Below are 21,410 nucleotides of genomic sequence, written 5' to 3' on the forward strand. Positions count from 1 at the left end.
TGAGTCGACTGCCGCTTCGCGGTGCTGATGAGAGCTGTCAGCTGGTGTGAGCTACTTCTTGAAGGCGTCCTTGACGTCTTCGCCCGCCTGCTTCACGTTGGCCTTGGCCTGGTCGGCCTTGCCTTCGGCGACGAGCTGCTCGTTGTCGGTGACCTTGCCAACTGCTTCCTTGGCCTTGCCGCCGAACTCTTCAGCTGCGTTCTTGATCTTGTCTCCTGCGCTCATGGCAGTTCCTTTCTGTTGGGGGTTGCGGTGCCGTCGAATTGCGGTGCCGCGGTGGGGAGTTGTGGTGGTGAGTCCTACTGGAGGCGCGTCGACTGCTGCACTCGGGCGCGGAAGCCGCCGCTGAGCTGAAGCAGCACGGGCACCTGCCGGCCGAGGAGTACATCCAGGGCCTCGAGGTTCTGCTCGACGATCTCCGTCGCGTCTCGAGGCGAGACGCCGCGTCGGCACGTGGCCGACACCTTCAGCACAGGGGTGCGTTTCACGTTGTACGCGGAGACGCTTGTCGTGAGGAACTCGTCGCGGGCGTCGAGCGCATCCGAGAGGGCGTCGCGGGCAACCGACACGTCGACGATGGTGCGCCCGGTGTCCGGCGTGCGGTCGCTGACGATCGTGCCGGTCCGTCCCTGTCCCTGGCGGAGGGCGAAGACGAGGAGCAGGATGATGGCGATCGCGAGGACCGCGACGACGGCGATGAGGAGCCAGCTGAAGTCGGCACCGGGGAACGGGGTCTGCTGGAGCCAGCCCGTGACATTCGTGTTCACGCCTTCGGAGATGGGAGTCCACGTGTCTTTCGCCCCGGGCAGCCATGCGCCGATGGCTGCGGCGGCGCCGATGATGAGGAGGAGGAGGCCGGTGGCGGTGATGAGGAGCCGGTTCAGGCCTCGGTTGGTGCTGTTCATGCGCCGACCTTCCCGTTCTCTGCGACGCGCACCTTGGCGGTGACGCGGGGTTTCAGTTCGTACCGTTCGAGCTGCTGGTTGACGGCGGCCGTGATGGCGGACGCGTCGACCGGGAGCCCGGATGCGGGGGTGAGGTGCACGTCGGCGCGTCGGTGGGACACCGACACGGTGACGTTGTCCGGGCTCACGTTGCCGGCGTGCGCTGCATGGCGGGCGAGGGCGGAGGCGATGACCGCGTTGTCCGCGACCGTCGCGGTGCGGGTCGAGGTGAGCGTGTGCCGTGCCCGGCGCCCGGGGGCGAGGCCTGCGATGAGCAGCACGAGCCCGATGATCGCGACGACCACGCCGGCGATCCCGACGTACTGGGTGGGCTGCTCGAGCACGCCCAGCGCGGAGGTGAACATGTCTGCCGGTGCGACGAGCAGCGCCGGGAGGGCGAGCAGTGACAGCACGATCTCGGTGCCGATCCAGGCCGCGACCAGGATGAGGAGCACCGCGAGGGTGATCGCGAGCGCCGAGCGGGGCGAGTGCGTCTCTCGCCGGGAGAGGCGCGAGTACAGCGAGGTGTTGGTGCTCATCTGACTCGCTCCTCTGCCTTGATGTTGAGCCCGGTCACGCGGATGGTGACGAGGCCGACCTGGGACCCGCTGAGGGTCTGCACGCGGTCGCGGATGGTGGTCTTCGCGGTTTCGACTCGCTCGAGGAGCGGGCCCCCACTGCGCTCGAGCGCGCTTGGCTGCTCGCGGATTCGGGCGAGCGAGGGGACCCGGATGGGGGTCTTCACGCGGAGAGCGAGTTTGCCGTTGTGGTCGTCGAGGTCGACGCTGACGCTGCCAGCGTCGACCCCGAGCGCGTCACCGGCGACAGCTGACGCAAGACGAGTCAGAGCCTTCGCGGTGAGTCGTGTTGTGCCTCGCTGCGCCGCGCCGCTGAGTGTGGTCGCGGCTGCGCTCATGAGGAGGTGTTCCGTCCTCGGATGACGTCAACGAGTGCGGTGGCGTCGAGCTTTCCTTCGAGGATGCGTCCGATGATGCCGCCGACGATCATCGCGATCGCGACGAAGAAGAACGCCCAGAAGCCGAGGATGATCCAGGTGAGCGCGAGGACCGCGCCGATGAGGATGCCGGTTCGTGTGAGGGATGCGGTGTTCACTGGACTCGCGCTTCTTCCGTCTTGTCGTTGCTGTCGTCTTCGGAGGGGAGGTGCACGTCGTTGACCGTGACGTTGACCTCGGTGACCTCGAGGCCCACGATGGTCTCGATGGCGCGGATCACGTCGGCGCGGACGCCGTCGGCCACGTCCTGCAGCGAGACGGGGTACTCGGCGACGATGGTCACGTCGACCGCGACCTGCTTCTCGCCGACCTCGACGTTGATGCCCTGGCTCTGGTCCGTCGCGTTGATCGCGTTGCGGATGGCGCCGATGGCGCGGGCCGCGCCGCCGCCGAGGTCGTAGACGCCGCGGGCGTCACGAGCGGCGATCCCTGCGACGCGAGCGACGACGCTGTCGACGATCGTCGTCGTGCCGCGTCCGCCCGAGGTGTTCGTGGGGACGACGCTGCTGGACGTCTGAGCCGTCTTGGGGGCGGTAGCGGTGGTGGGTGTCGTGTTCGCCATGATGCTCTTCTTTCTGGTCTCTGCCTGGTGCCGATGCACCGTGTGGGCTTGTACAGGTGAGACGCAGGCGACCCCCGATGTGTCACAAACTCGTCTTGCGTTTTCAGGAAGCGCTCAGGTTCGGGGCGCGGGGCGGGTCTGGAGGAGCGCGTCGAGGACGACCGGCAGGGAGGTCATCCCGGTCGCTTCGAGGAAGTGCCCGGCCCCCGGTTGCACGCGGATCTCGGCGGAGAGTCGGCGCGCGAGAGCATCGGATGCGGCAGGCGGCACGAGGGTGTCGTCGTCCGAGCGGATGACGACGCGAGTGTCGATGCGATCGGCGACGCGTTCCACATCCACCTCCTCCGCGAGGTACTCGTCGAGGTCGGGGAGCGTGTCGAGCGTCCCGGTGAAGCCGGACACGAAGACGACGCCGCCGAGCCGCCAGTCGCCGAGCTGCGCCGCCAGCGCGCGGAGCGATGTCACGGCGCCGAGCGAATGGCCCACGATCCAGGTCCGCTCGTCGGGGGTTCCCAACGCGAGCGCGACCTCGCGCTCCCAGTCGGCGGCGTTCGGCGCCTCCGGCAGCGGAAGTTCGACGCTCGTCGCCTCGACGCCCCGGTCGGCGAGCGCATCCCGAAGCCACGGGAACCAGTGCGCGTCGACGTTCGCGCGGAAGCCGTGGACGATGATCACGCGGGCCGGGAGGTGGACGGGGTCAGTGGATGCGGGTGCCATGGCACGCAGGCTAGGGGCAGGAGTTGCGAGCCTGCGCGATCGAGTCGAGCGGCGTCCGAATCGTTGTCGATGTCGCAGGCGGGCGCTCGCGCCGAGGGGGCACCCATCGCGGGGTCGTATTCTGCCCGACATGAGAGTGATGCACCTCGACGGCTCGTCGGATCCCGCTCGAGTCGAGGATCTGCCGGCCCTCCTCGCCGAACTCGACGGGGCGAGTGACGATGAGCCGGACGTCGGTGCCGGTGACCCGTACGGCTGGTTCGTCACCGCCTACTCGTCCGGGACCGTGGTGCTCGCGCACGCCGCACGACCACACGACCCCGAGCTTGTGCTCTCCCACGTGCCCCGAGACCAGGTGCTCACGATCTTCACGGAGGTTCTCCGCGGGGACATGGACGCCGTCCGTGCCCGCCCCTGGGTCGAGGAGTAACGTCTCGGCGCTCCCTGGTCAGCGTGTAGACGTGGGGAGCGCCGAGGGAGAACTCGCGGTCAGCGCTGCAGCGGCGAGCGCAGCAGCGTGAACGACCCCTCCTTGACCATGAGGGTCGTCACGGGGTCGCTGACCAGCTGCTCGCCATCGCTCGAGAGCGCCAGCTCCCAGGTGCCGTGCGGCGCATCCGGGACCGTGAACTCGACCGCGTTCTCGGCCGCGTTCAGCAGCAGCGCGAACGAGTCGGCGCCCGTGTGCGAGAACACGAACGCGATGGAGCGCGCCTCCGGGTTGTCCCAGTCGGCGTCGTCGAAGCCAAGCGCATCCGACCGCAGCACGTCCACCGTGGCGTCCGCACCCGTATCCGGTGCCTGCCGGAACCAGACGGGCCGCAGCGCCGGATGCTCGGCGCGCAGCGAGATGAGCGTGCGCGTGAACTCGAGCAGGTCGGCGTCCACGGCCTCCCAGTCGAACCAGGAGATCTCGTTGTCCTGGCAGTAGGCGTTGTTGTTGCCGCCCTGCGTGCGGCCCAGCTCGTCGCCGCCGAGGATCATGGGCACGCCCGCCGAGAGCAGCAGCGTCGCGAGCAGGTTGCGGCGCTTGCGTCCGCGCCGCTCGTTGACGGCCTCGTCCTCGGTGGGGCCTTCCGCGCCGCCGTTGGCCGAGCGGTTGTCGCTCTCGCCGTCCTGGTTGTCCTCACCGTTAGCGGTGTTGTGCTTGTCGTTGTATGCCGTGAGGTCGGCGAGCGTGAACCCGTCGTGCGCGGTGATGAAGTTCACACTCGACAGAGGCGAGCGGCGGCTCGCCTCGTACACGTCGGGGGAGCCGAGGATGCGCTGCGCCGTCGTGCCGAGGGTCGCGTCGCTGCCGTTCCAGAAGTCGCGGGCGTCGTCGCGGAACTTGCCGTTCCACTCCGACCAGTCCGCAGGGAACCCGCCCACCTGGTAGCCGGCCGTATCCCACGGCTCGGCGATCATCTTCACGGGCGCGAGCACCGGGTCCTGCTGGATGAGCGTGAGGAACGCGCTGTGCAGCTCCGCGTCGCCGCCCTGGCGCGTGAGGGTCGTGGCGAGGTCGAAGCGGAACCCGTCGACGCGCATCTCGCTCACCCAGTAGCGCAGCGAGTCCATGATGAGGCCGAGCGCCGCCGGGTGGCTGACGTTGACGCTGTTGCCGGTGCCCGTCGTGTCGAAGTAGTGGCTCTCGTCGCCCTCCACCAGCCGGTAGTAGGCGGCGTTGTCGAGGCCTTTGAACGACAGCGTTGGCCCCATGTGGTTGCCCTCGGCGGTGTGGTTGTAGACGACGTCGAGGATCACCTCGAGGCCGGCGGCGTGCAGGGCCTTCACGAGCTCCTTGAACTCGGCGACCTGCCCACCGCCGTCACCTGCGGCTGCGTAGTCGCCGTGCGGCGCGAAGAACCCGATGGAGTTGTAGCCCCAGTAGTTGCGCAGCCCCTTCTCCTGGAGGTGGCTGTCCTGCACGAACTGCTGCACGGGGAGCAGCTCGACGGAGGTGACGCCCAGGTCGACGAGGTGCTGGATGGCGGCTGGATGCGCGAGGCCGGCGTACGTTCCGCGGATCTCCTCCGGCACCTCCGGGTGGAGCTGCGTGAACCCCTTCACGTGCACCTCGTAGACCACCGTCTGGTCGAGTGGGACGCGCGGCGAGGTGTCGTCACCCCAGTCGAAGCTCGGGTCCGTGACGACGCTCAGCGGCACGGAACCCGCAGAGTCGGTGTCGTCGCGCTGCTCCGGCTCGTTCATGTCGTGGCCGAACACGGCCTGCGACCACGTGTACTGGCCCTCGATCGCGGTGGCGTGCGGGTCGAGGAGCAGCTTGTTCACGTTGTGACGGAGGCCCTGCTCCGGCGCCCACGGGCCGTCGACGCGGATTCCGTAGCGGGTGCCGACCTGCAGCGCGTCGACGAAGCCGTGGAAGACGTGGCCCGTGCGCTCCTCGAGCTGGGTGCGGGTCTCAGCGCCCGACTCGTCGAACGTGCACACGTGCACCGCGTCGGCGGTCTCCGAGTAGACGGCGAAATTCGAGCGTCCGGCGACGTTGCTGAAGCCGAGCGGATACGGGCGGGAGCGATCGGAGTGCGGCAACGGAGGGCCTTCCAGTGGCGGGGGAGCGGAGCCCTGGCGCGGAACCCCGCCGTTGAGAGTAAGGCAGGCGCGGGGCGGCTCTGCCGACGTTCTCCCAGGTACGCGCGGCGCGCATCCACAGGCATCACCGTTCTCCCAGCCTGTGGGGCGACGCTTCCCGTCTCCCCACTCGCTACCCATCGGAGGAAGCATCATGAAGGCAACTGTCAACGGAACCGTCATCGCCGAAGCGCCCGAGTCCGAGCTCGTCGGCATCGAAGGCAACCACTACTTCCCTCCGTCGTCGCTGACGTCAGGGGCATTCACCGAGAGCGCGACGCAGTACACCTGCCCGTGGAAGGGGCACGCACAGTACTGGGACGTGGTGACGGATGGCGAGACGCACCGCGACGCCGCCTGGAGCTACCCGGAGCCGTTCGCGGGCGCGGCCGAGAAGGTCGGGCACGACTTCGCCGGCTACGTCGCCTTTGACAAGTCGCAGGTCGATATCGGCTGAGGTTCGGCGTGCGCGCGGCCGGGCGCCAGGACGAGGGCGTCCTCCGTCAGCAGGAGGAGACCTCCCCGGCCGCGGCGACTCATCTCGACGAAACCGAGCCTACGTGCGAGCCTGAAGGACTCACGGTTGCGCGGGTCGACGACGGCGAACACCATCCGCGCTCGAACCGCCTCGAACGCGAACCGCGCGACGGCCGCAGCCGCTTCCGTCGCGTATCCCTTGCCTTGAAAGTCAGGGTGGAGGACCCAACCCACTTCGACGCCTCGAACCTCCGAGGCCACGGCTCTCAGATGAAGTGAGATGTCTCCGATCACCCGGCCGTCGAGTTCGAGAGCGAGCGCCATGAAGTCATCTGCCCTGTGGAGGATCTTGGAACGCATCCTGACTCTGAGGTGGGCTCTGGCCTGCTGACGGTTCCTATCTGGCCAGGCCAGGAACTCGCGCACGCCGTGCCCCTGATGGAGACGAAACCAGTCGTCCTCATCAGAGGCACGGTAGCTGCGCAGGGTCAGGCGTTCGGTTTCAAGGACGGGCGCGCCGACGGGCCTCCCGATGCTCCGCCCACGAAGGGCACCTGGCCTGCGGGGGCGCCAAGTAAGACCACGAGCCCAGCTCCGCACGAATCCGACCGCTGGCTCCGGCATCGCCGAGCCGTTCGCCCGATCACCTCGCATCTTGGATCCCGCCTGATCGGTGCGTCGACGGCAAGAAGGCCGAGCGTCGGCCGGCGAGGGTCAGGATCAGGGCAACCGCGCCGAGAACGATCATCGCGCCGGGAAGCGACATGCCGCCGTACGCCCCCAGCAGGCCGGCTCCCAAAATCCCCGCTGCGAAGATCGCGAGGTTGAAGGCCACCGGGAGGAAGGAGTTCGCGACGTCGGAATTCTCTCCACCGGCACGAGTGAGTGCGCTCTGGAGCTGGGGCGAGGCGCCTCCGAAGCTGACGCCCCAGAGGGCGGCGGCCGCAAGCAGCGCCGGTGCCGAGGCCTGCCCCGCGAGCAGTGCCGCGCCCGCCGCGACAAAGGCCAGCACGCTCAGGTGCAGCAGCGCCCGCGGGTGTCGGTCGAGGAGCACGCCCGTCACCGCCACTCCGATGAGCGAGGCGACTCCGTAGACGAGCAGCATCAGGTCCGGCGTGATGGCCGTCGCTGTCTCGCGCAGATACGGAGCTATGTAGGTGTAGATGGTGCTGTGGGCGAGCATCCAGACGAAGATGACCGACAGCACGATCGCCACACCGCGCAGCCCGAACACCTTCACCATCGGCAGGCCAGCGACCGCTCGTTGCCCGGGGGCGTCGGGCACCCAGAGGACGACGGCGACGGCGACGATGAAGGCGAGCACGGACAGGCCAGCGAACGACCAGCGCCAGTCCGCGACGGTGCCGATCCACGCGCCGAGCGGCGTGCCGAACGCGAACCCCAGGGGTGCGCCGATCGATACGATCGCGAGAGCGGCACCGAATTTGGCGGGTGGGCTGATGCGGATCGCATACGGGGCGAGCATGCCCCAGATGACGCCAGAGAACGCCCCCGCCACGAACCGCGTCCCCAGCGAGAGTGCAATGTCGGAGGAGATCGCGGTGACCGCATTCGAGAGGAGAAGCCCCGCGATGCCGACCAGGAGGAGAGGCTTGCGGCGGAATCGACGTGTCAGCGAGATGGCTGGGACGGTGACGAGGACGGTGCCCAGCGCGTAGGCGCTCACGAACAGCCCGATGACTCCTTCGGAGGCGCCCAGTTCCCCAGCGATCTCGGGCAGGAGACCGGCGGGCATGGTCTCCATGGCGACGAGGATGAATCCCATGAGGGCAAGAACGACGAGCGCCGTCAGCCGGAGCCTGGCGGGCTCCGCGCTGTTCCGGACCGTCGGAATGTCGGAGGTCGGCGACTGCGGCGAGGTCATTCCGCCGACACCGTTCCAGTGGACGGCTGTGCGTCACGGACTGCCTCGACGCCCTCGAACGTGCCGAGGGGGATGATGCCCGGGTAGTAGCCGACCGATTCGTAGTACAGCACGAGGCCCTGGTCCGGCGCGTAATACCCGAGAGTTCCAACTGGCGCATCGCTTCCGGACGGCAACCCGTCAAGGGAGAGCGCCGTCGGGAGCGTCGCGATCTTCTCCTGTCCGCCGAAGTCCTCGAAGGCGAGCTCAAGGGGCAGCTGCGCGATGAGGTCGGCGGTGGCGGCGTTCGCGTCGAGCGTTCCGCGCACCGTGGTGTCACCCATGGTGATGGTGATGTTCGTCGTCATTGTCGGCGGTTCCTCCGGTTCGCGGGTAGGGCTGGCCGCGGGCGAAGCCTCTTGGGCCGTCGCCTGGCTTGTGTTGGCGGGCAGCGTCGAGGGGAGGTCGTTGCTTGGTGCTGCAGCGCTCGCGCACCCGGTCAACAGGGTGCCCACCGCGAGCAGGACGGCCGAGAACCTAGGCTTTCGCGCTCGTGCGTTCCTGGTTTCCATTTGCTCGTCAGCTCATCGGGGCGACGAAGGTTCTGAACTCGGCGCGTTCCGTGTGGATGCGCCAGATCTTCTCAGCGAGCGCAGCCGGATCGTGGTCTGGGTCTCCTCCGCCGATGCCCTTGGGGATGATCAACTGCCCGACATGGATGCGTTCGGTCTTGAGCGCATCGTGCAGCAGCTCAGCAAACGCGGACTCGCCGGCGAAGGCGATCGAGGTCCCTGCGACCGTCGGGTTGGGGCGCACAGCACTGCCGCCATTGATGAACAGGATCGTTCCGTAGCCGAGCTCGCGCATGCCCGGCAGCACCTGCTGCACGGCGATGACGGGTCCGTAGATGGAGAACTCCACAGGTCCCGCCAGGTCTGCCGCCGAGGTCTCCAGCACCGGTTTCATGAACTCCTTTGCGGGCACGGGACTGTACTGCAGTACCTCTACGGTTCCCAGCGTGCGCGCCGCATCCGTGAGTGCTGCCTCAAGCTCCTGCGGCACCCGCACATCCGCAACGAAACCCTGAGCCGTGATGCCGTCAGTCCGAAGCTGCGACGCGATTTTGTCGACGTTCTCTTGGGCCCTGGAGATGAGCGCTACGGAAAATCCCGCCGCTCCGAACCGCTGCGCGACGGCGAGGCCAAGTCCGCTTCCGGCTCCGATGATCGCGATGGTGCTCATATGTTCCTCTCCGAGGGACCGAAGCTCGGTTCTCTCATGCCAACAGTCAACGCTTCGTGCGAAAAGGGAGGGAGGGCCGGGCTAAAGGGGTTCCAGCAGAGGTACCCCAGGGCTCGGCTCCGCGTCGTAGCGTGAGCTTCATGGACAACCGGAGCGAAGTACGAGAATTCATCGGCTCCCGCCGCGGCAGGCTGACGCCGGAACAGGCGGGCATCGACCCTGGAACGACGCGACGCCGCGTCACCGGGCTTCGCCGAGACGAAGTTGCGCGCCTCGCTGGAGTGAGTGTTGAGTACTACACCCGTGTCGATCGCGGGAACCTGACCGGCGTCTCCGACAACGTGCTCGATGCCGTCGCTCGAGCGCTGCAGCTCAGCCGCGCCGAACACGATCACCTCCGCGACCTCGCGCGAACGGCGAACCTCGGGGCGCAGGTGCGCCCTGCGAAGTCGCGTGCCACCGGGTTGCGCCCCACCGCGCAGCATCTGCTGGACTCGATAACGGGAGCCGCCGCCATCGTCGGCAACAATCGGATGGACATCGTGGCCGCCAACGACCTCGGTTTCGCCCTCTACTCCGAGATGTACCGGAGCAGCGCGCGTCCGGCAAACCACTCGAGGTTCATCTTCCTCGACCCGCGGGCGCACGACTTCTACCCCGACTGGGACCGAGCGGCGAACGTCAACGTCGAGATCCTTCGGCGGGAGGCTGGCCGATCGCCGTTCGACAAGCAGCTCACCGACCTCGTCGGCGAGCTCTCCGTGCGTAGCGACGATTTCCGCACCCGTTGGGCCGCGCATGACGTCCGCCGCCACTACTCGGGGGCGAAACAGTTCCAGCATCCAGTGGTCGGACTTCTCGAGTTGAACTACCACGCCATGGATCTCGAAGACGATCCCGGCCACACCATGACCGTCTACACGCCGCTGCCCGCCAGTCCGTCAGAGGAAGGCCTGCGACTGCTCGCCACCTGGGCGGCGACCGAGAACATCACGGCCGTAGCTCGAGACCCGGGAGCGATTACCCGGGACGTGCCGGCCTGAGTACGCAGTTGACCTGATTCGCTCCCGTCGCGAGCACCCTAGTGAGACACTCCTCTCCCAGGGGGAAGCAACCTCACAACTTCGCTGACCTGCGTCGCGCTCGACGAATCGTAGGTCGCAGTCGCTGACGCAGCCGCCTCAGCTGAGCGTCAGCTCGTAGCCGGTGTTCGTGTCGGGGAAGCTCAGGTCGAGGAGCACCGGCGCGCCTGGCGCTTCACCCGCGGGGACGTCGATTGTTTCGGAGTGGAGCGGGTCGTCGAGCGGACAATCGGAGCCACCGGCTTCCCCCGTGCTTCGCATGACGACAGTGAAGTTCCGGTCGTCGACCTGTTCGATCGTGCTCGAGCGCTCGACCGAACACGGCGCGAGCTGGTGACTGGCGAACCTCACCACGACCCCCGTCTGGTCTGCCGTCCACAACACTTCTGGGCCTACTTCTGGCGGGTAGGGGTCTTCCCCGAACGTGAACGACGGAGGCAGATCGACGGGCGTCGATGATGGCTCTGCGGTCCCACCGCCACTGAGCGTGAGCTCGAAGTGCTGCCCTGGATCGGGGAACCCCAAGTTGACGAAGACCGGCGTCTCAGGGGCTTCCCCGTCCGGGAAGTTCGCCGTCACGTATAGGGGTTCAGGCGTCGCCGCGCAGAAGCCGGTCCGCGATGCGGTGCTCACGATCTCGACCGTGAGATGGTGAGAAGCTACCCGACCCTCGCGGCACGAGACCACGGATATGACAGTGCGCGCGCGAGCGGCTCAGCGCAAGAGCGACGTCGCCATGCGCCGGTACGCGTGGCGGCGTCCGCGGATAGCGATGCTGTAGGCGAGGAGGTTCTCGGGCAGTGCGATGCCGAAGAACCCGCAATCGCCGAGGTGGTGGATGTCGGTCCCAGTCATCTTCGTCATGAGGGCGATGCGACGGATCGTGTCCTGGTCTGCGCCCTCCTGCGAAGTTCCCACGGTGGTCATGGTCAGTGCGCCGGCGGCGTGGACGGTCTCGACCCAGCTCCGGACGAGGGCCTCGTGGCAGCCCGGCACGGTGCCGGGGGCTGGCATGAGGACAACGTCAGCTCCCGCGGCGACGAAGCTCTCCAACGCCCGGTCGTCGACGATGCTGCTGCCCGCTTGAGAGGCACTGCCTGCAGCGTGCATACGGCCGGCGAAGATCAGCGTGTTCTCACCGGCTGCTTCGCGGGCAGCACCGACCGCGCGTGCAAGCGACTCGTTGGTGACGCCCATGCCCGGGTTTCCGGTCAGCACGATGGCGTCCGCGCCCAGGGCGACGGCGGCGGCGATGTTGTCCTGGGTGGCAAGCCGCCCGGCGCTCCCGCCGGTGCCGAAGCGATCATCGGTGACCCGGTCCGCCTGCGGGTCGACCGGCTCGAGGTTGACACCGATGAGTCGCCCGGTCAGTCGCTTCACGGTCGTGATGGCATCGCCGGGCGCTTCGGACGGGACGGCGTCGACGGCAGGTCGGCCGACGTCGAGCATGTTCAGCACGATCAGGTCGGCGCCCATCGCGGCGGCGACTTCGGGGTTGCTGATGTCCTGAACCGCTGCCATGGCTGGCGCGATGACTTCGGCCGCGAGAACACGTCCCTCGCTCGCGCCGATCGAGTTGATGATCTGTGCGCGGCTGTAGGAAGCCAGTTCGCGTGCCGTCGTGTCGAGCAGACGCTTGGTCATCGGGGCCCTCTCCGTTGGGGGTGTGAAGGGTGTCGCAAATGCCGCGACCGACCTGGTGGACTAGACCAATCATTTCAAGGTCGCCCGCCTGTCGTCAACCCTGGCGTCGTTCCTCTCCCGGTCGCCGACGAAAGCGATGGGATACTCGAGGGATGGCACGGCTCAGCGGATCAACAGCTCTCGAGGGCGTTCGTGCCCTCGCCTCGTCTCTCTCGCCCGGGGAGTTGCTGCCGTCAGAACGCACGCTTGCCGCCGATCTCGGAGTGGCGCGCATGACGGTGCGTGCGGCGATCGACATCCTCGAGCGCGAGGGTCTCGTCCGCACGAAGCGAGGCATCGGCACGGAGAAGCTGGCGCCACCCGTCTCCCTGCAGGTTCGGCTTCGGTCGTTCGCCAGTGCCGTCCGCGAGCACGGGATGCGCGCCGAGACGCAGGTGCTGTCGTTCGTCCGGAGCACGGAGCGTCCGCCCGAGGTTGAGGAGCACCTGCAGCTCCCTCCGGACGCTGAGACCATCCACCTGCGCAGGCTGCGCCTCGGGGACAACCGTCCGCTTGCTCTCGAAGACGAATGGCTGCCCGCGGCGCTCGTTCCGCAGCTCAACGAGGAGACCGCGAAGGGGAGCATCTACGAGATGCTCGAGGGCCTCGACCTCCTGCCGACGGAAGGCGTCGAGGTCGTCACGGCCACGTTGCCGAGTTCCGAGGAGATCGAGCTGCTCGGTATCGCAGCGAGCTACCCGGTTCTTCGACTCACGCGCGCGGCAATCGCCCGCGGGCTGCCGATGACCTACTCGCGGGCGACGTTCCCCGCGGATCGCTTCGAGCTCACCTTCCCGCTCCAGGAGCGCCTCACGCTGCCCTTCTCGTGAAGTAAACCGCACCACCGACGAACTCTGGTCTATACCAGGGGGAATTTTCCAAGTAGAGTCCCCCTAACTTTTCCTTTGACCACGGAGTCTCGTCATGAAATATCTCCAGAAACTCGGCAAGTCGCTCATGCTGCCGGTGGCTGTCCTGCCGGTAGCGGCCATCCTGTCCGGTATCGGGTACTGGATCCTCAACACGGCCGGCGAGAACTTCGTCCAGGCCTTCTTCACCGCAGCGGGAGGCGCGCTCCTCGACAACCTGCCCCTGCTCTTCGCGCTCGGCGTGGCAATCGGCATGGCATCGAAGCCAGACGGTACCGCCGCGCTCGCCGGACTCGTGTCCTGGCTCGTCGTCACGCGGCTCCTGAGCCCCGAGACGGTCGCAACCCTGCAGGGCATCGCCGTCGAGGACGTGAACATCGGCTTCGGTCGCATCGAGAACGCGTTCGTCGGCATCATCTGCGGCCTCATCGGCGCCTACTGCTACGACAAGTTCAAGGACGTCCAGCTGCCGGCCGCCCTGTCGTTCTTCTCGGGCAAGCGCTCCGTCGCGATCGTCACGACCGGCGCATCCCTCGTCGTCGCGCTCGTCCTCTACTTCGTGTGGCCGGTCCTCTTCGGCGGCCTCGTCTCATTCGGCGAGTGGATGGTCGGGCTCGGCCCGGTCGGCGCCGGCCTCTACGGCTTCTTCAACCGCCTCCTCATCCCGCTCGGCCTCCACCACGCGCTCAACGCGGTGTTCTGGTTCGACGTCGCCGGCATCAACGACCTCGGCAACTTCCTCAACGGCACAGGCACGGCGGGTGTCACCGGCCAGTACATGACCGGCTACTTCCCGATCATGATGTTCGGCCTCCCCGGTGCCGCACTCGCCATGTACCTCACGGCCAAGACCAACCGCCGCAAGGTCACCGCGGGCATCCTGCTGTCCGGCGCCTTCGCGTCGTTCTTCGTCGGCGTCACGGAGCCGCTCGAGTTCGCGTTCATGTTCCTCGCGCCGGCGCTGTACGTCGTCCACGCGATCTTCACCGGAATCTCGATGTTCATCATGGCGCTGCTGCCGGTGCGCATGGGCTTCGGCTTCTCCGGAGGCTTCATCGACCTCATGCTCGGCTGGGTCAACCCGCTGGCGCAGAACCCGTGGGCCATCTTCCTGGCGGGCGCCATCTGGTTCGTCATCTACTTCGTGTCGTTCTACTTCATCATCAAGCGCTTCGACCTGAAGACGCCGGGTCGTGAAGACGAGGAAGTCGAAGTGGATGAGACGTCGACGGGCTCGTCGAAGTTCCTAAGCCAGGCCTCCGCGATCCTCAAGGGGCTCGGCGGCAAGGACAATGTGCTCGAGCTCGACAACTGCGCCACGCGGCTCCGCATGGAGATCGCCGACGTGTCGAAGGTCGACGACGCGGCGATCCGCCGCGCGGGGGCTGCGGGCATCATGAAGCCGGGCGGGAAGTCCGTGCAGGTCATCTACGGCCTCGAGGTGCAGTTCGTGAAGGACGCGATGGAGGACCTCATCGCCGGCCGAGTCGAAGCGCCGGCTCCGGCAGTCGCCGCGCCGGTCGTCGCGGCTGATGCAGGCGCGGGTGAGGTTTCGCAGGGCGGCGTCGCCACGAAGACGGTGCTCACGCTGCGTCAGCCGGTCGCCGGTCGGGTCGTGCCGCTCTCCGAGGTTCCGGATGCGACCTTCTCCGAGGGCATCATGGGGCCAGGTGTCGCAGTCGAGCCGACGGGCGACACCGTGTGGGCTCCCGCTGACGGCACGGTCGCTCACCTCTTCCCGACGAGCCACGCGGTCGCGATGACGCTCGGCGATGGCACCGAGGTGCTTGTCCACGTCGGCGTGGACACCGTGGAGATGAAGGGTCAGGGGTTCGAGACCCTCGTCTCGGTCGGGGATGTGGTCACCGAGGGCACCCCGCTGCTGCGGTTCGACCTCGAGGCCATCCGTGCGGCCGGGCATCCCGCCGTCACGCCGGTCATCGTGCTCGGCGGCGGTGACATCGAGCTGAAGCTGCGCTGAAGCTGACCCGTCGCCGGGGGCGAGGGGTGGGGTGCCGGGTTCGGCAGCTCACCCCTTCCGTTCTTCTGGACTAGACCACTCGGGGGATTGTCGGTAAGGTGATGCGGAGCACGCCTCGCTGATCAGGCTCGCCATCCGAGAGACTGGGCTGAGGAACACCGATCTTCGTCGATCCCTAGGAGCAGCGCATGGAAGTTGTCATCATGGCCGGGCCGGCAGGAGTCGGTGCTTTCGCAGGCGGACGCATCGCGGATGTCGTCGCGGGAAACCCGGAAGCAGTGCTGGGAGTCGCCACGGGCTCGAGCCCCCTGGAGACGTATCGGACGCTCGCCGCCCGCAGGGACGCGGGACTCGACTTCAGCCGGGTGACCGCCTTCGCGCTCGACGAGTACGTCGGCATCCCCCGATCGCATCCGGAGTCGTACCATGCGGTGGTCGGGCGCGAGGTCGTCGAACCGCTCGGCCTGAACCCTGCACGCGTGCACGTCCCAGACGGGCTCGCCTCCGACCTCGACGCGGCCTGCGCCGACTACGAGGCGAAGATCCTCGCCGCGGGAGGTGTCGACGTGCAGCTCCTCGGCATCGGCGCCAACGGGCACATCGGCTTCAACGAGCCCACGTCCTCGCTCTCCTCGCGCACCCGAGTCAAGACGCTCGCCCCGAAGACGCGTGACGACAACGCGCGCTTCTTCGACAAGCCGGAAGACGTGCCGGTGCACTGCCTCACCCAGGGGCTCGGCACCATCCTCGACGCGAGAAGCGTCGTGCTCGTCGCCCAAGGCGCGTCGAAGGCGCGCGCCGTCGCAGCCATGGTCGAAGGCCCCGTCTCCTCGATGTGGCCCGGCTCCGTGCTCCAGCTGCACCGCCGCGCGACGATCGTCATCGACGAAGCCGCAGCATCCGAGCTCACCATGGCCGACTACTACCGGTACACGGTCGAGCACCGCGCCGGGGTGCAGCCGCAGGCGTAGGCGGGCCCACCTGGCCGGTGGCGCAGATCGGCTGTCGCAGGCCGATCCGCGCCACGGGCGTTCGTGGTGGGTTCTCGCGTCGCTGGTGGTTTCCGCGCCCGAGTTTGATGGGTTCCGGCGACGCTGATGGGTTTTCCGGATGCGCGTGATGGGTTTCGGTGACTGGTGATGGGTAAAAACCCATCAGAGTTAGCAAAAGCCATCACGGTGCAACGGCTGAGGCGGTTCGACGCCGGGGGTGGAAGCGGCCTCAGCGGGCCGCGGCCGAGCGGTGGCGTTCAGCGCACCCACTCGCCGCGCCGCATGACGCGCTGCACGCCAAGCGACGCATCCAGGACGACGAGGTCGGCAGAGTTCCCGGCGACCAGCGCACCGACTCTCTCGAGCCCGAGGGTCGCGGCGGGTGTTGCAGTCGCGGCGCGCACGACGTCGACGAGCGGCAGGCCGGCGACGCCGACGGCGTACTGCACGGCCTGGGCCATCGTGAGCGTCGACCCGGCAATGGCGCCGCCCTCCGTGAGGCGGGCGACGCCGCCCCGCACCTCGACAGCGAGCGAGCCGAGCACGTAGTCGCCATCGTGCATGCACGCCGCCGACATGGCATCGGTGACGAGCATGAACTGGTGCGGCTTCGCCACCGCGGCGAGGCGGAGGGCCGCGGGATGCAGGTGCGTGCCATCCGCGATGAGCTCGATCACCGCGTCAGGGTGCTCGAGGAGCGCCGCGACCGGGCCGGGTTCGCGGTGGTGCAGCGTCCGCATCGCGTTGAACAGGTGCGTGCCGACCGTAGCGCCCTGGTCGAGCGCGTCACGGGCGACGTCGTACGTCGCATCCGTGTGCCCGATCGCCGCGACCACCCCGGCCTCGGTGAGCGTCCGGATGGCGTCGAGGCCACCTGGCAGCTCAGGCGCGAGCGTGACCATCCGCACGTGACCACGCCCGGCCTTCAGGAGAGTGGCGATGTCCTCGCCGTTCGGTGCGATGAGATGCTGCTGCGCGTGGGCGCCCGGGTGCAGGGGGCTGAGCCACGGCCCCTCGAGGTGGATGCCCGCGAGCGTCCCCTCCTCGACGAGCGTCGCCAGGCCCGAGATCGAATCGCACATCGCCGGGACCGCGTCCGTGACGAGGCTCGCCACGATCGAGGTCGTGCCGTGCTCGAGGTGCGTGCGTGCCGCCGTCGCGGCGGAATCCCGATCGCCGCCATCGAACGAAGCGCCGCCGCCGCCGTGCACATGCACGTCCACGAAGCCTGGCGCGATCGTCGCGTCCCCGAGGTCGACGACGTCGCCCCGGTCGGCCGGGGGCCGCCCCGCGGCAACGCTGAGCAGGGAGTCGCCGTCGATCTCCACCCAGCCGGGCGAGAGATGACGTTCCTGAGTGATGACGTTCGCGGCGCTGATGATCATTCTGAGGGCTCCGCTTCTCGAGATGACTCACTGGTCTGTACCAGTTGTACTTTTGTCCGTGAGGACAGTGGTGTCAAGTCGAGGTGCGTCGAAGCAGCGCCGCCGGTTCAGCCTCGCGCGACGCCCGACCGAGCCCAAGCCTGCAGAGTTGTGGCGAAGTGCTGCCAGCGAGATAGCCGCCAGCGCTTCGCCACAACTCTGCGCTCGGGGGAAGGCCGCCGCGGGCGTGCGTCAGGAAGCCGGCTACCCCGTGACGAGGCGGTGCTCGTAGGCGAACACGACGATCTGCGCGCGGCTCGACAGCTCCAGCTTCGCGAGCACGTTGCGCACGTGCGTCTTCACGGTCGCCTCGCTCACGAACGCGGCTGCCGCGATCTCGCTGTTGCGCAGCCCCTTCGCCGCGAGGAGGAAGATCTCGCGCTCGCGGGGTGAGAGGGCAGCGATCGCCAGGTCCGGGCGCGGGGCGATCTCGGCGGGCTCTGCGGCCGGGGCGGCGCCGCGGGCGATACGCCCGACCGGCATGGTCGGGGCGTCGCCAGCGTGCACGGCGCGGATCGTGTCGAGCAGCATCTCGGGCGTCGCATCCTTCGTCACGTAGGCGCTCGCGCCGTTGTGCATGGCCTGCAGCACCGCTTCATCCTGCCGGAACGTGGTCAGCATCACGATGCGCGGGCGCGGCCCGGTCTCATCGGCGTACGGCGCGGCCTCCAGGATGCGCCTTGTCGCGGCGATGCCGTTCAGGCCGGGCATGCGGATGTCCATGAGCACCACGTCTGGGCGCCCGGCGACGACCAGCCCGACGGCTTCCTCGCCATCCGCCGCGGTGCCGATCAGCTCGAGGTCCGGCTGCGACTCCACGAGCATCCGCATGCCGTAGACGAACAGCTCCTGATCGTCGACGAGGGCGATGCGGATGCGCGGGGCCGGGTCCGGCTGCGCCGTCGCGATTGCAATGGGCTGGGTGTCGGTGTCGTCGATCACGGCTTGTCCTCATCGGATGCGGTCTCAACCGTGACTGGGCTCGCGCTCTGAGCGTTCTCGGTGCCGGTTACCTTCGGCACGATGTCCTGCGTCGGGATGAACGCCGTCACGACGAACGTCTGATGGCCGCTGGTCTGGTTCACGGAAGGCTCTGCCCCGGCGGTCAGCCAACCGCCCGCGAGGCGAGCGCGCTCGCGCATCCCGGCCACGCCGAGGCCAGAACGTTCCGCGGGTTCGGCCTTGGAGTCGTCGTCGCCCACTCCCATGCTGACGATGTTCAGCGAGAGCCCGGCCCCGCGCCAGTCGAGCGAGACGGTCGCCGACGCCTCGGAACCGGCGTGCTTCATCGCGTTCGTGAGGCTCTCCTGCACGATGCGGAACACGCTCAGCTCCTGCACCTGCGAGAGGCGCTTGCGTTCTCCGAGGTTGCGCAGCTCGACGATCAACCCGGTCTCTGCTGCCTGCTCGACAAGCGCGTCCAGCTCGTCCAGCTTCGGCTGCGGCGCGGACCCCTCGCCGCCGATGCCTTCCAGCAGTCCCTGCAACTCGAGCAGGGTGCTGCGGGCGTTGTCGGCGATCTTCTGCAGGTCGTCGGCGGGCTCCCCTCGTGACTCTCGCAGCAGCCGCGAGCCCTCCGCCATCGAGATCGTCACGGTCAGCGAGTGGGCGAGCACATCGTGGACCTCGCGGGCGATGCGGGACCGCTCCTGGAGGACGAGCACCTCGGCGGAGGACGCCGAGAGCTCGCCGGCGAGGGCGGCGCGCATGGCCTGGTCGCGGCTGCGCTTGATGGCGTACTGGATGGCGAGGCCGAGAACCCAGGCCGCCGCGGCCACGAGCGCGAAGATGAACGCCAGCTGCGCGGCCGTCTGAAGCATGAGCTCGGACATGGGCTCACCGACGCTCATGAACTGCATGTTGCCCTGATCGTCGGACATGACCTGGACGACGTTGTTCCCCTCCGTCGGTCCGTCCCAACCCTCTTGGTAGACGAGCTCGCCGCTCGGGGTGTAGTTGTTGACACCGGAGAGCTGACCCATCGTGCCCCCGCCGAGCGGCCCCGACCAGAGGAGCCACTGCCCGACGTAGACGAACAGGAACGCGATCCCGATGCCGTGCACGACGCCGGCTCCCAGCGCGATCCAGCGGGTCAGACCCACGGTGCTCAGCGCGACGAAGAACACCACGATGGGCATGCCCAAGTGGATGGGCCAGCCCGTGGAGTCCGCCATCGGGATCGCCCAGGTCAGCTGCAGGAGCGGGACGAGGAGCCCGATGCCGATCGCTACCCGTGGGAACCGCCGCGAGATGCCGATGGCGACGCCGTAGATCAGTGGCGCGGCGTAGAGGGGCAGGTAGCTGCCCCACCGGCCGACTTCGGCAAAGCACCACATCGTAATGAAGAGTGCTCCAGCCGCGGGTTCGAGGAGCCACCGCAGCCCGGTGGCGGCGGTGAGGTGATCACGCAGTCGGAGCATGCTCACCAAGCTAGGGGTGATTCCGAACCCGGATGGTCGCGAGCGCGCATCCGGTCCTCGCTTTCATCCGAAGGGGTGAGCGGGCGGGCGAGCCACTCCCGACTCTTTGGCTGATGCACCGCATCCGCGCCCGTGATGTGCATTTCGGGACGTTCGCGGCCAGGCTGGTGAGGCCAGCGTCGGCACCGGCGCTCCCTCCAAGCCGAAGGTCGAGACCTACCGATGACCGACAACCGCGCAGCGTTCGAGCACTTCGTCGAGCTGTTCTACACGTACAAGCGCGTCGCCGAGGCGTTCGACTATCTGGTCGCCGCTGACTATCGGCAGCACAACCCGAACATCGCCGACGGGCCGGCCGCCGCCGTCGCGGCGCTCACCCCGAAGTTCGACGGGTCCCCGGATGCGACGTTCAGCGTCGAGCGCATCCTCGTCGACGGCGACCTCGCGATGGTGCACGTGCGCGCATCCCGGCCCGGTGCGGCCGACGCGGCGGTCGCCGACATCTACCGCTTCGAGGGCGGCCGGATCGTCGAGCACTGGGACGTGCTCCAGCCCGTGCCCGCAACGAGCGTGCACGACCACCCCATGTTCTGAGCGGCCAGAAAGCTCGGCCTGGGCTACTGCGCCGAGCGCGGGTCGATGAGGATGTCGAGCTCGTTCCACAGTCGCTCGGCCGCGTCTATCCGCACCTTGGTGGCCTCCGGGTCGAGCTGGGCGAGCGTCGCGACGAGCCCCTGCTGCACGGCCATCGGCACGGTGAGCGACGGGAAGAACGACGTGCCCTCCGCCGGGATCATGATGAGGTCATCCACGGCCCCCTCGAGCTGCGGCGGCAGGTAGTCGGTGAGAGCCACGACCGTCGCACCCTGGCGATGCGCGGCGTTGGCGGCTGCGACGATCGTGCGGTAGTGCCGCCAGTAGCTGCAGACGATGAGCAGATCGCCGTCGCCCATCTGGGCGACGCTGTTCGAGAGGGCGCTGTCGCGGTCGAGGAGCGCGTGCACGTGGTAGCCGGCGATCTGCAGGTTGTGGACGAGCGCCTGCCCGACCGCGGCGAAGCTGCCCATCGCGGTCACGTGCACCCGCTTCGCTGACTGCACGGCCGCCGCGACGCGGGCGATGGCCACGTCGTCGACGTCGCGCATCGTCGCGGCGAGCAGCTCGGAGTCGTTGCGGAGCGCGTTCTGGAACGGGGTGTCGGTGAGACCGTGGATCTCGGCGATATCGACCATCGAGAGCTGCGCGAGGTAGCGGGTGCGGAGCGCCTGCTGCAGGTCGGGCCACCCCTTGAAGCCGAGCTGCTGCGCGAGGCGTGTGGTCGTGGATGCGCTCACCTGGGCGGACGCGGAGATCTCCGACGCCTGCGCGTAGCTGGCCGCGTTGATGTTCGTGACGAGGTAGTTCGCGAGCTTCTGGCTGGTGGGGCCGAGATTCCGGGCCGCGAGCATCCCGCGCAGCCAGGCGTCGGGAGAGAGTCGCGTCTCGTCTGCGGTGGGCGGCTCGGCGGCGGACATGCTCTCATTTCAGCACGGATCCGGCCCGGGATGCGTGGGGCGGGGCTGAG

General features: G+C 68.2%; 25 protein-coding genes. 7 read left to right on the forward strand and 18 right to left on the reverse strand.

Annotated elements, in window-relative coordinates:
* Positions 1-51: 51 nt before the first annotated feature.
* From HDC34_RS02145 to HDC34_RS02175, 7 genes are all read right to left on the reverse strand, one after another.
* Positions 52-225: a CsbD family protein gene (locus HDC34_RS02145; protein WP_104254193.1), complete on the reverse strand. Its 174-nt coding sequence runs from the start codon at positions 223-225 to the stop codon at positions 52-54.
* A 74-nt stretch (positions 226-299) separates the two neighbouring features.
* A complete protein-coding gene (locus HDC34_RS02150; protein ID WP_179555651.1) occupies positions 300-905 on the reverse strand; it encodes a hypothetical protein in 606 nt (201 codons plus the stop codon).
* Positions 902-1,483, reverse strand: a complete 582-nt coding sequence (locus HDC34_RS02155; RefSeq protein WP_179555652.1) for a DUF6286 domain-containing protein — start codon at positions 1,481-1,483, stop codon at positions 902-904. Before HDC34_RS02155 ends, HDC34_RS02150 begins: the two co-directional genes overlap by 4 nt.
* The gene (locus HDC34_RS02160; RefSeq protein WP_179555653.1) at positions 1,480-1,860 is read right to left on the reverse strand and encodes a hypothetical protein; all 381 of its coding nucleotides are present in this window, start codon (positions 1,858-1,860) and stop codon (positions 1,480-1,482) included. Before HDC34_RS02160 ends, HDC34_RS02155 begins: the two co-directional genes overlap by 4 nt.
* The gene (locus HDC34_RS02165) at positions 1,857-2,057 is read right to left on the reverse strand and encodes a DUF2273 domain-containing protein (protein ID WP_104285408.1); all 201 of its coding nucleotides are present in this window, start codon (positions 2,055-2,057) and stop codon (positions 1,857-1,859) included. Before HDC34_RS02165 ends, HDC34_RS02160 begins: the two co-directional genes overlap by 4 nt.
* Positions 2,054-2,521, reverse strand: a complete 468-nt coding sequence (locus HDC34_RS02170) for an Asp23/Gls24 family envelope stress response protein (protein ID WP_104313127.1) — start codon at positions 2,519-2,521, stop codon at positions 2,054-2,056. The genes HDC34_RS02165 and HDC34_RS02170 overlap by 4 nt, the downstream gene beginning before the upstream one ends.
* A gap of 114 nt (positions 2,522-2,635) precedes the next feature.
* Entirely contained in the window at positions 2,636-3,238 is a 603-nt protein-coding gene (locus HDC34_RS02175; protein WP_179555654.1) for an alpha/beta hydrolase, read from the reverse strand.
* Positions 3,239-3,368: 130 nt separating this feature from the next.
* On the opposite strand from HDC34_RS02175, the gene HDC34_RS02180 reads away from it, so the two are divergent.
* Positions 3,369-3,668 (forward strand): hypothetical protein, encoded by a 300-nt coding sequence (locus HDC34_RS02180; RefSeq protein ID WP_179555655.1) that lies wholly within the window; start codon positions 3,369-3,371, stop codon positions 3,666-3,668.
* Between the two features lie 59 nt (positions 3,669-3,727).
* On the opposite strand, the gene glgX is transcribed toward HDC34_RS02180, so the two are convergent.
* Positions 3,728-5,773: a glycogen debranching protein GlgX gene (gene glgX, locus HDC34_RS02185; RefSeq protein ID WP_257023057.1), complete on the reverse strand. Its 2,046-nt coding sequence runs from the start codon at positions 5,771-5,773 to the stop codon at positions 3,728-3,730.
* A 193-nt stretch (positions 5,774-5,966) separates the two neighbouring features.
* Here glgX and HDC34_RS02190 point away from each other — a divergent pair, with 193 nt between their 5' ends.
* Positions 5,967-6,269: a DUF427 domain-containing protein gene (locus HDC34_RS02190; RefSeq protein ID WP_179555656.1), complete on the forward strand. Its 303-nt coding sequence runs from the start codon at positions 5,967-5,969 to the stop codon at positions 6,267-6,269.
* On the opposite strand, the gene HDC34_RS02195 is transcribed toward HDC34_RS02190, so the two are convergent.
* The 4 genes from HDC34_RS02195 to HDC34_RS02210 all read right to left on the reverse strand — a co-directional run bounded on the left by HDC34_RS02195 (position 6,230) and on the right by HDC34_RS02210 (position 9,395).
* Positions 6,230-6,943 (reverse strand): GNAT family N-acetyltransferase, encoded by a 714-nt coding sequence (locus HDC34_RS02195; RefSeq protein ID WP_306455445.1) that lies wholly within the window; start codon positions 6,941-6,943, stop codon positions 6,230-6,232. The genes HDC34_RS02190 and HDC34_RS02195 overlap by 40 nt on opposite strands.
* Entirely contained in the window at positions 6,933-8,174 is a 1,242-nt protein-coding gene (locus HDC34_RS02200) for an MFS transporter (protein WP_179555658.1), read from the reverse strand. The genes HDC34_RS02195 and HDC34_RS02200 overlap by 11 nt, the downstream gene beginning before the upstream one ends.
* Entirely contained in the window at positions 8,171-8,521 is a 351-nt protein-coding gene (locus HDC34_RS02205) for a cyclophilin-like fold protein (protein ID WP_179555659.1), read from the reverse strand. The genes HDC34_RS02200 and HDC34_RS02205 overlap by 4 nt, the downstream gene beginning before the upstream one ends.
* A 211-nt stretch (positions 8,522-8,732) precedes the next feature.
* The gene (locus HDC34_RS02210; protein WP_179555660.1) at positions 8,733-9,395 is read right to left on the reverse strand and encodes an SDR family oxidoreductase; all 663 of its coding nucleotides are present in this window, start codon (positions 9,393-9,395) and stop codon (positions 8,733-8,735) included.
* Positions 9,396-9,535: 140 nt separating this feature from the next.
* Between HDC34_RS02210 and HDC34_RS02215 the strand changes: the two genes are divergently transcribed.
* On the forward strand, positions 9,536-10,438 hold the full coding sequence (locus HDC34_RS02215; protein ID WP_179555661.1) for a helix-turn-helix transcriptional regulator: 903 nt from the start codon (positions 9,536-9,538) through the stop codon (positions 10,436-10,438).
* A 138-nt stretch (positions 10,439-10,576) separates the two neighbouring features.
* On the opposite strand, the gene HDC34_RS02220 is transcribed toward HDC34_RS02215, so the two are convergent.
* Positions 10,577-11,110, reverse strand: coding sequence for a hypothetical protein (locus HDC34_RS02220; RefSeq protein ID WP_179555662.1), 534 nt, complete (start codon positions 11,108-11,110; stop codon positions 10,577-10,579).
* Positions 11,111-11,191: 81 nt separating this feature from the next.
* Positions 11,192-12,121, reverse strand: a complete 930-nt coding sequence (locus HDC34_RS02225; protein WP_179555663.1) for a haloacid dehalogenase-like hydrolase — start codon at positions 12,119-12,121, stop codon at positions 11,192-11,194.
* A gap of 152 nt (positions 12,122-12,273) precedes the next feature.
* Here HDC34_RS02225 and HDC34_RS02230 point away from each other — a divergent pair, with 152 nt between their 5' ends.
* The 3 genes from HDC34_RS02230 to nagB all read left to right on the forward strand — a co-directional run bounded on the left by HDC34_RS02230 (position 12,274) and on the right by nagB (position 15,981).
* Positions 12,274-12,990 (forward strand): GntR family transcriptional regulator, encoded by a 717-nt coding sequence (locus tag HDC34_RS02230; RefSeq protein WP_179555664.1) that lies wholly within the window; start codon positions 12,274-12,276, stop codon positions 12,988-12,990.
* Positions 12,991-13,084: 94 nt separating this feature from the next.
* Positions 13,085-15,010 (forward strand): N-acetylglucosamine-specific PTS transporter subunit IIBC, encoded by a 1,926-nt coding sequence (nagE, locus tag HDC34_RS02235; protein ID WP_179555665.1) that lies wholly within the window; start codon positions 13,085-13,087, stop codon positions 15,008-15,010.
* Positions 15,011-15,198: 188 nt separating this feature from the next.
* Complete coding sequence (nagB, locus tag HDC34_RS02240) at positions 15,199-15,981, forward strand: glucosamine-6-phosphate deaminase (protein ID WP_179555666.1); 783 nt, start codon at positions 15,199-15,201, stop codon at positions 15,979-15,981.
* A gap of 278 nt (positions 15,982-16,259) precedes the next feature.
* Here nagB and nagA read toward each other — a convergent pair whose 3' ends face one another.
* The 3 genes from nagA to HDC34_RS02255 all read right to left on the reverse strand — a co-directional run bounded on the left by nagA (position 16,260) and on the right by HDC34_RS02255 (position 19,846).
* A complete protein-coding gene (nagA, locus tag HDC34_RS02245; protein WP_179555667.1) occupies positions 16,260-17,387 on the reverse strand; it encodes an N-acetylglucosamine-6-phosphate deacetylase in 1,128 nt (375 codons plus the stop codon).
* A 243-nt stretch (positions 17,388-17,630) separates the two neighbouring features.
* Positions 17,631-18,335, reverse strand: a complete 705-nt coding sequence (locus tag HDC34_RS02250; RefSeq protein WP_179557059.1) for a response regulator transcription factor — start codon at positions 18,333-18,335, stop codon at positions 17,631-17,633.
* A 29-nt stretch (positions 18,336-18,364) separates the two neighbouring features.
* Complete coding sequence (locus HDC34_RS02255) at positions 18,365-19,846, reverse strand: sensor histidine kinase (protein ID WP_179555668.1); 1,482 nt, start codon at positions 19,844-19,846, stop codon at positions 18,365-18,367.
* Positions 19,847-20,068: 222 nt separating this feature from the next.
* Here HDC34_RS02255 and HDC34_RS02260 point away from each other — a divergent pair, with 222 nt between their 5' ends.
* Positions 20,069-20,440 carry a nuclear transport factor 2 family protein gene (locus tag HDC34_RS02260; RefSeq protein WP_179555669.1) on the forward strand — a complete coding sequence of 124 codons (372 nt, stop codon included), beginning with the start codon at positions 20,069-20,071 and terminating at the stop codon, positions 20,438-20,440.
* A gap of 23 nt (positions 20,441-20,463) precedes the next feature.
* On the opposite strand, the gene HDC34_RS02265 is transcribed toward HDC34_RS02260, so the two are convergent.
* Entirely contained in the window at positions 20,464-21,360 is an 897-nt protein-coding gene (locus tag HDC34_RS02265) for a MurR/RpiR family transcriptional regulator (protein ID WP_179555670.1), read from the reverse strand.
* Positions 21,361-21,410: the final 50 nt, after the last annotated feature.

This window comes from Pseudoclavibacter sp. JAI123, from assembly GCF_013409665.1.
GTDB lineage: Bacteria > Actinomycetota > Actinomycetes > Actinomycetales > Microbacteriaceae > Pseudoclavibacter.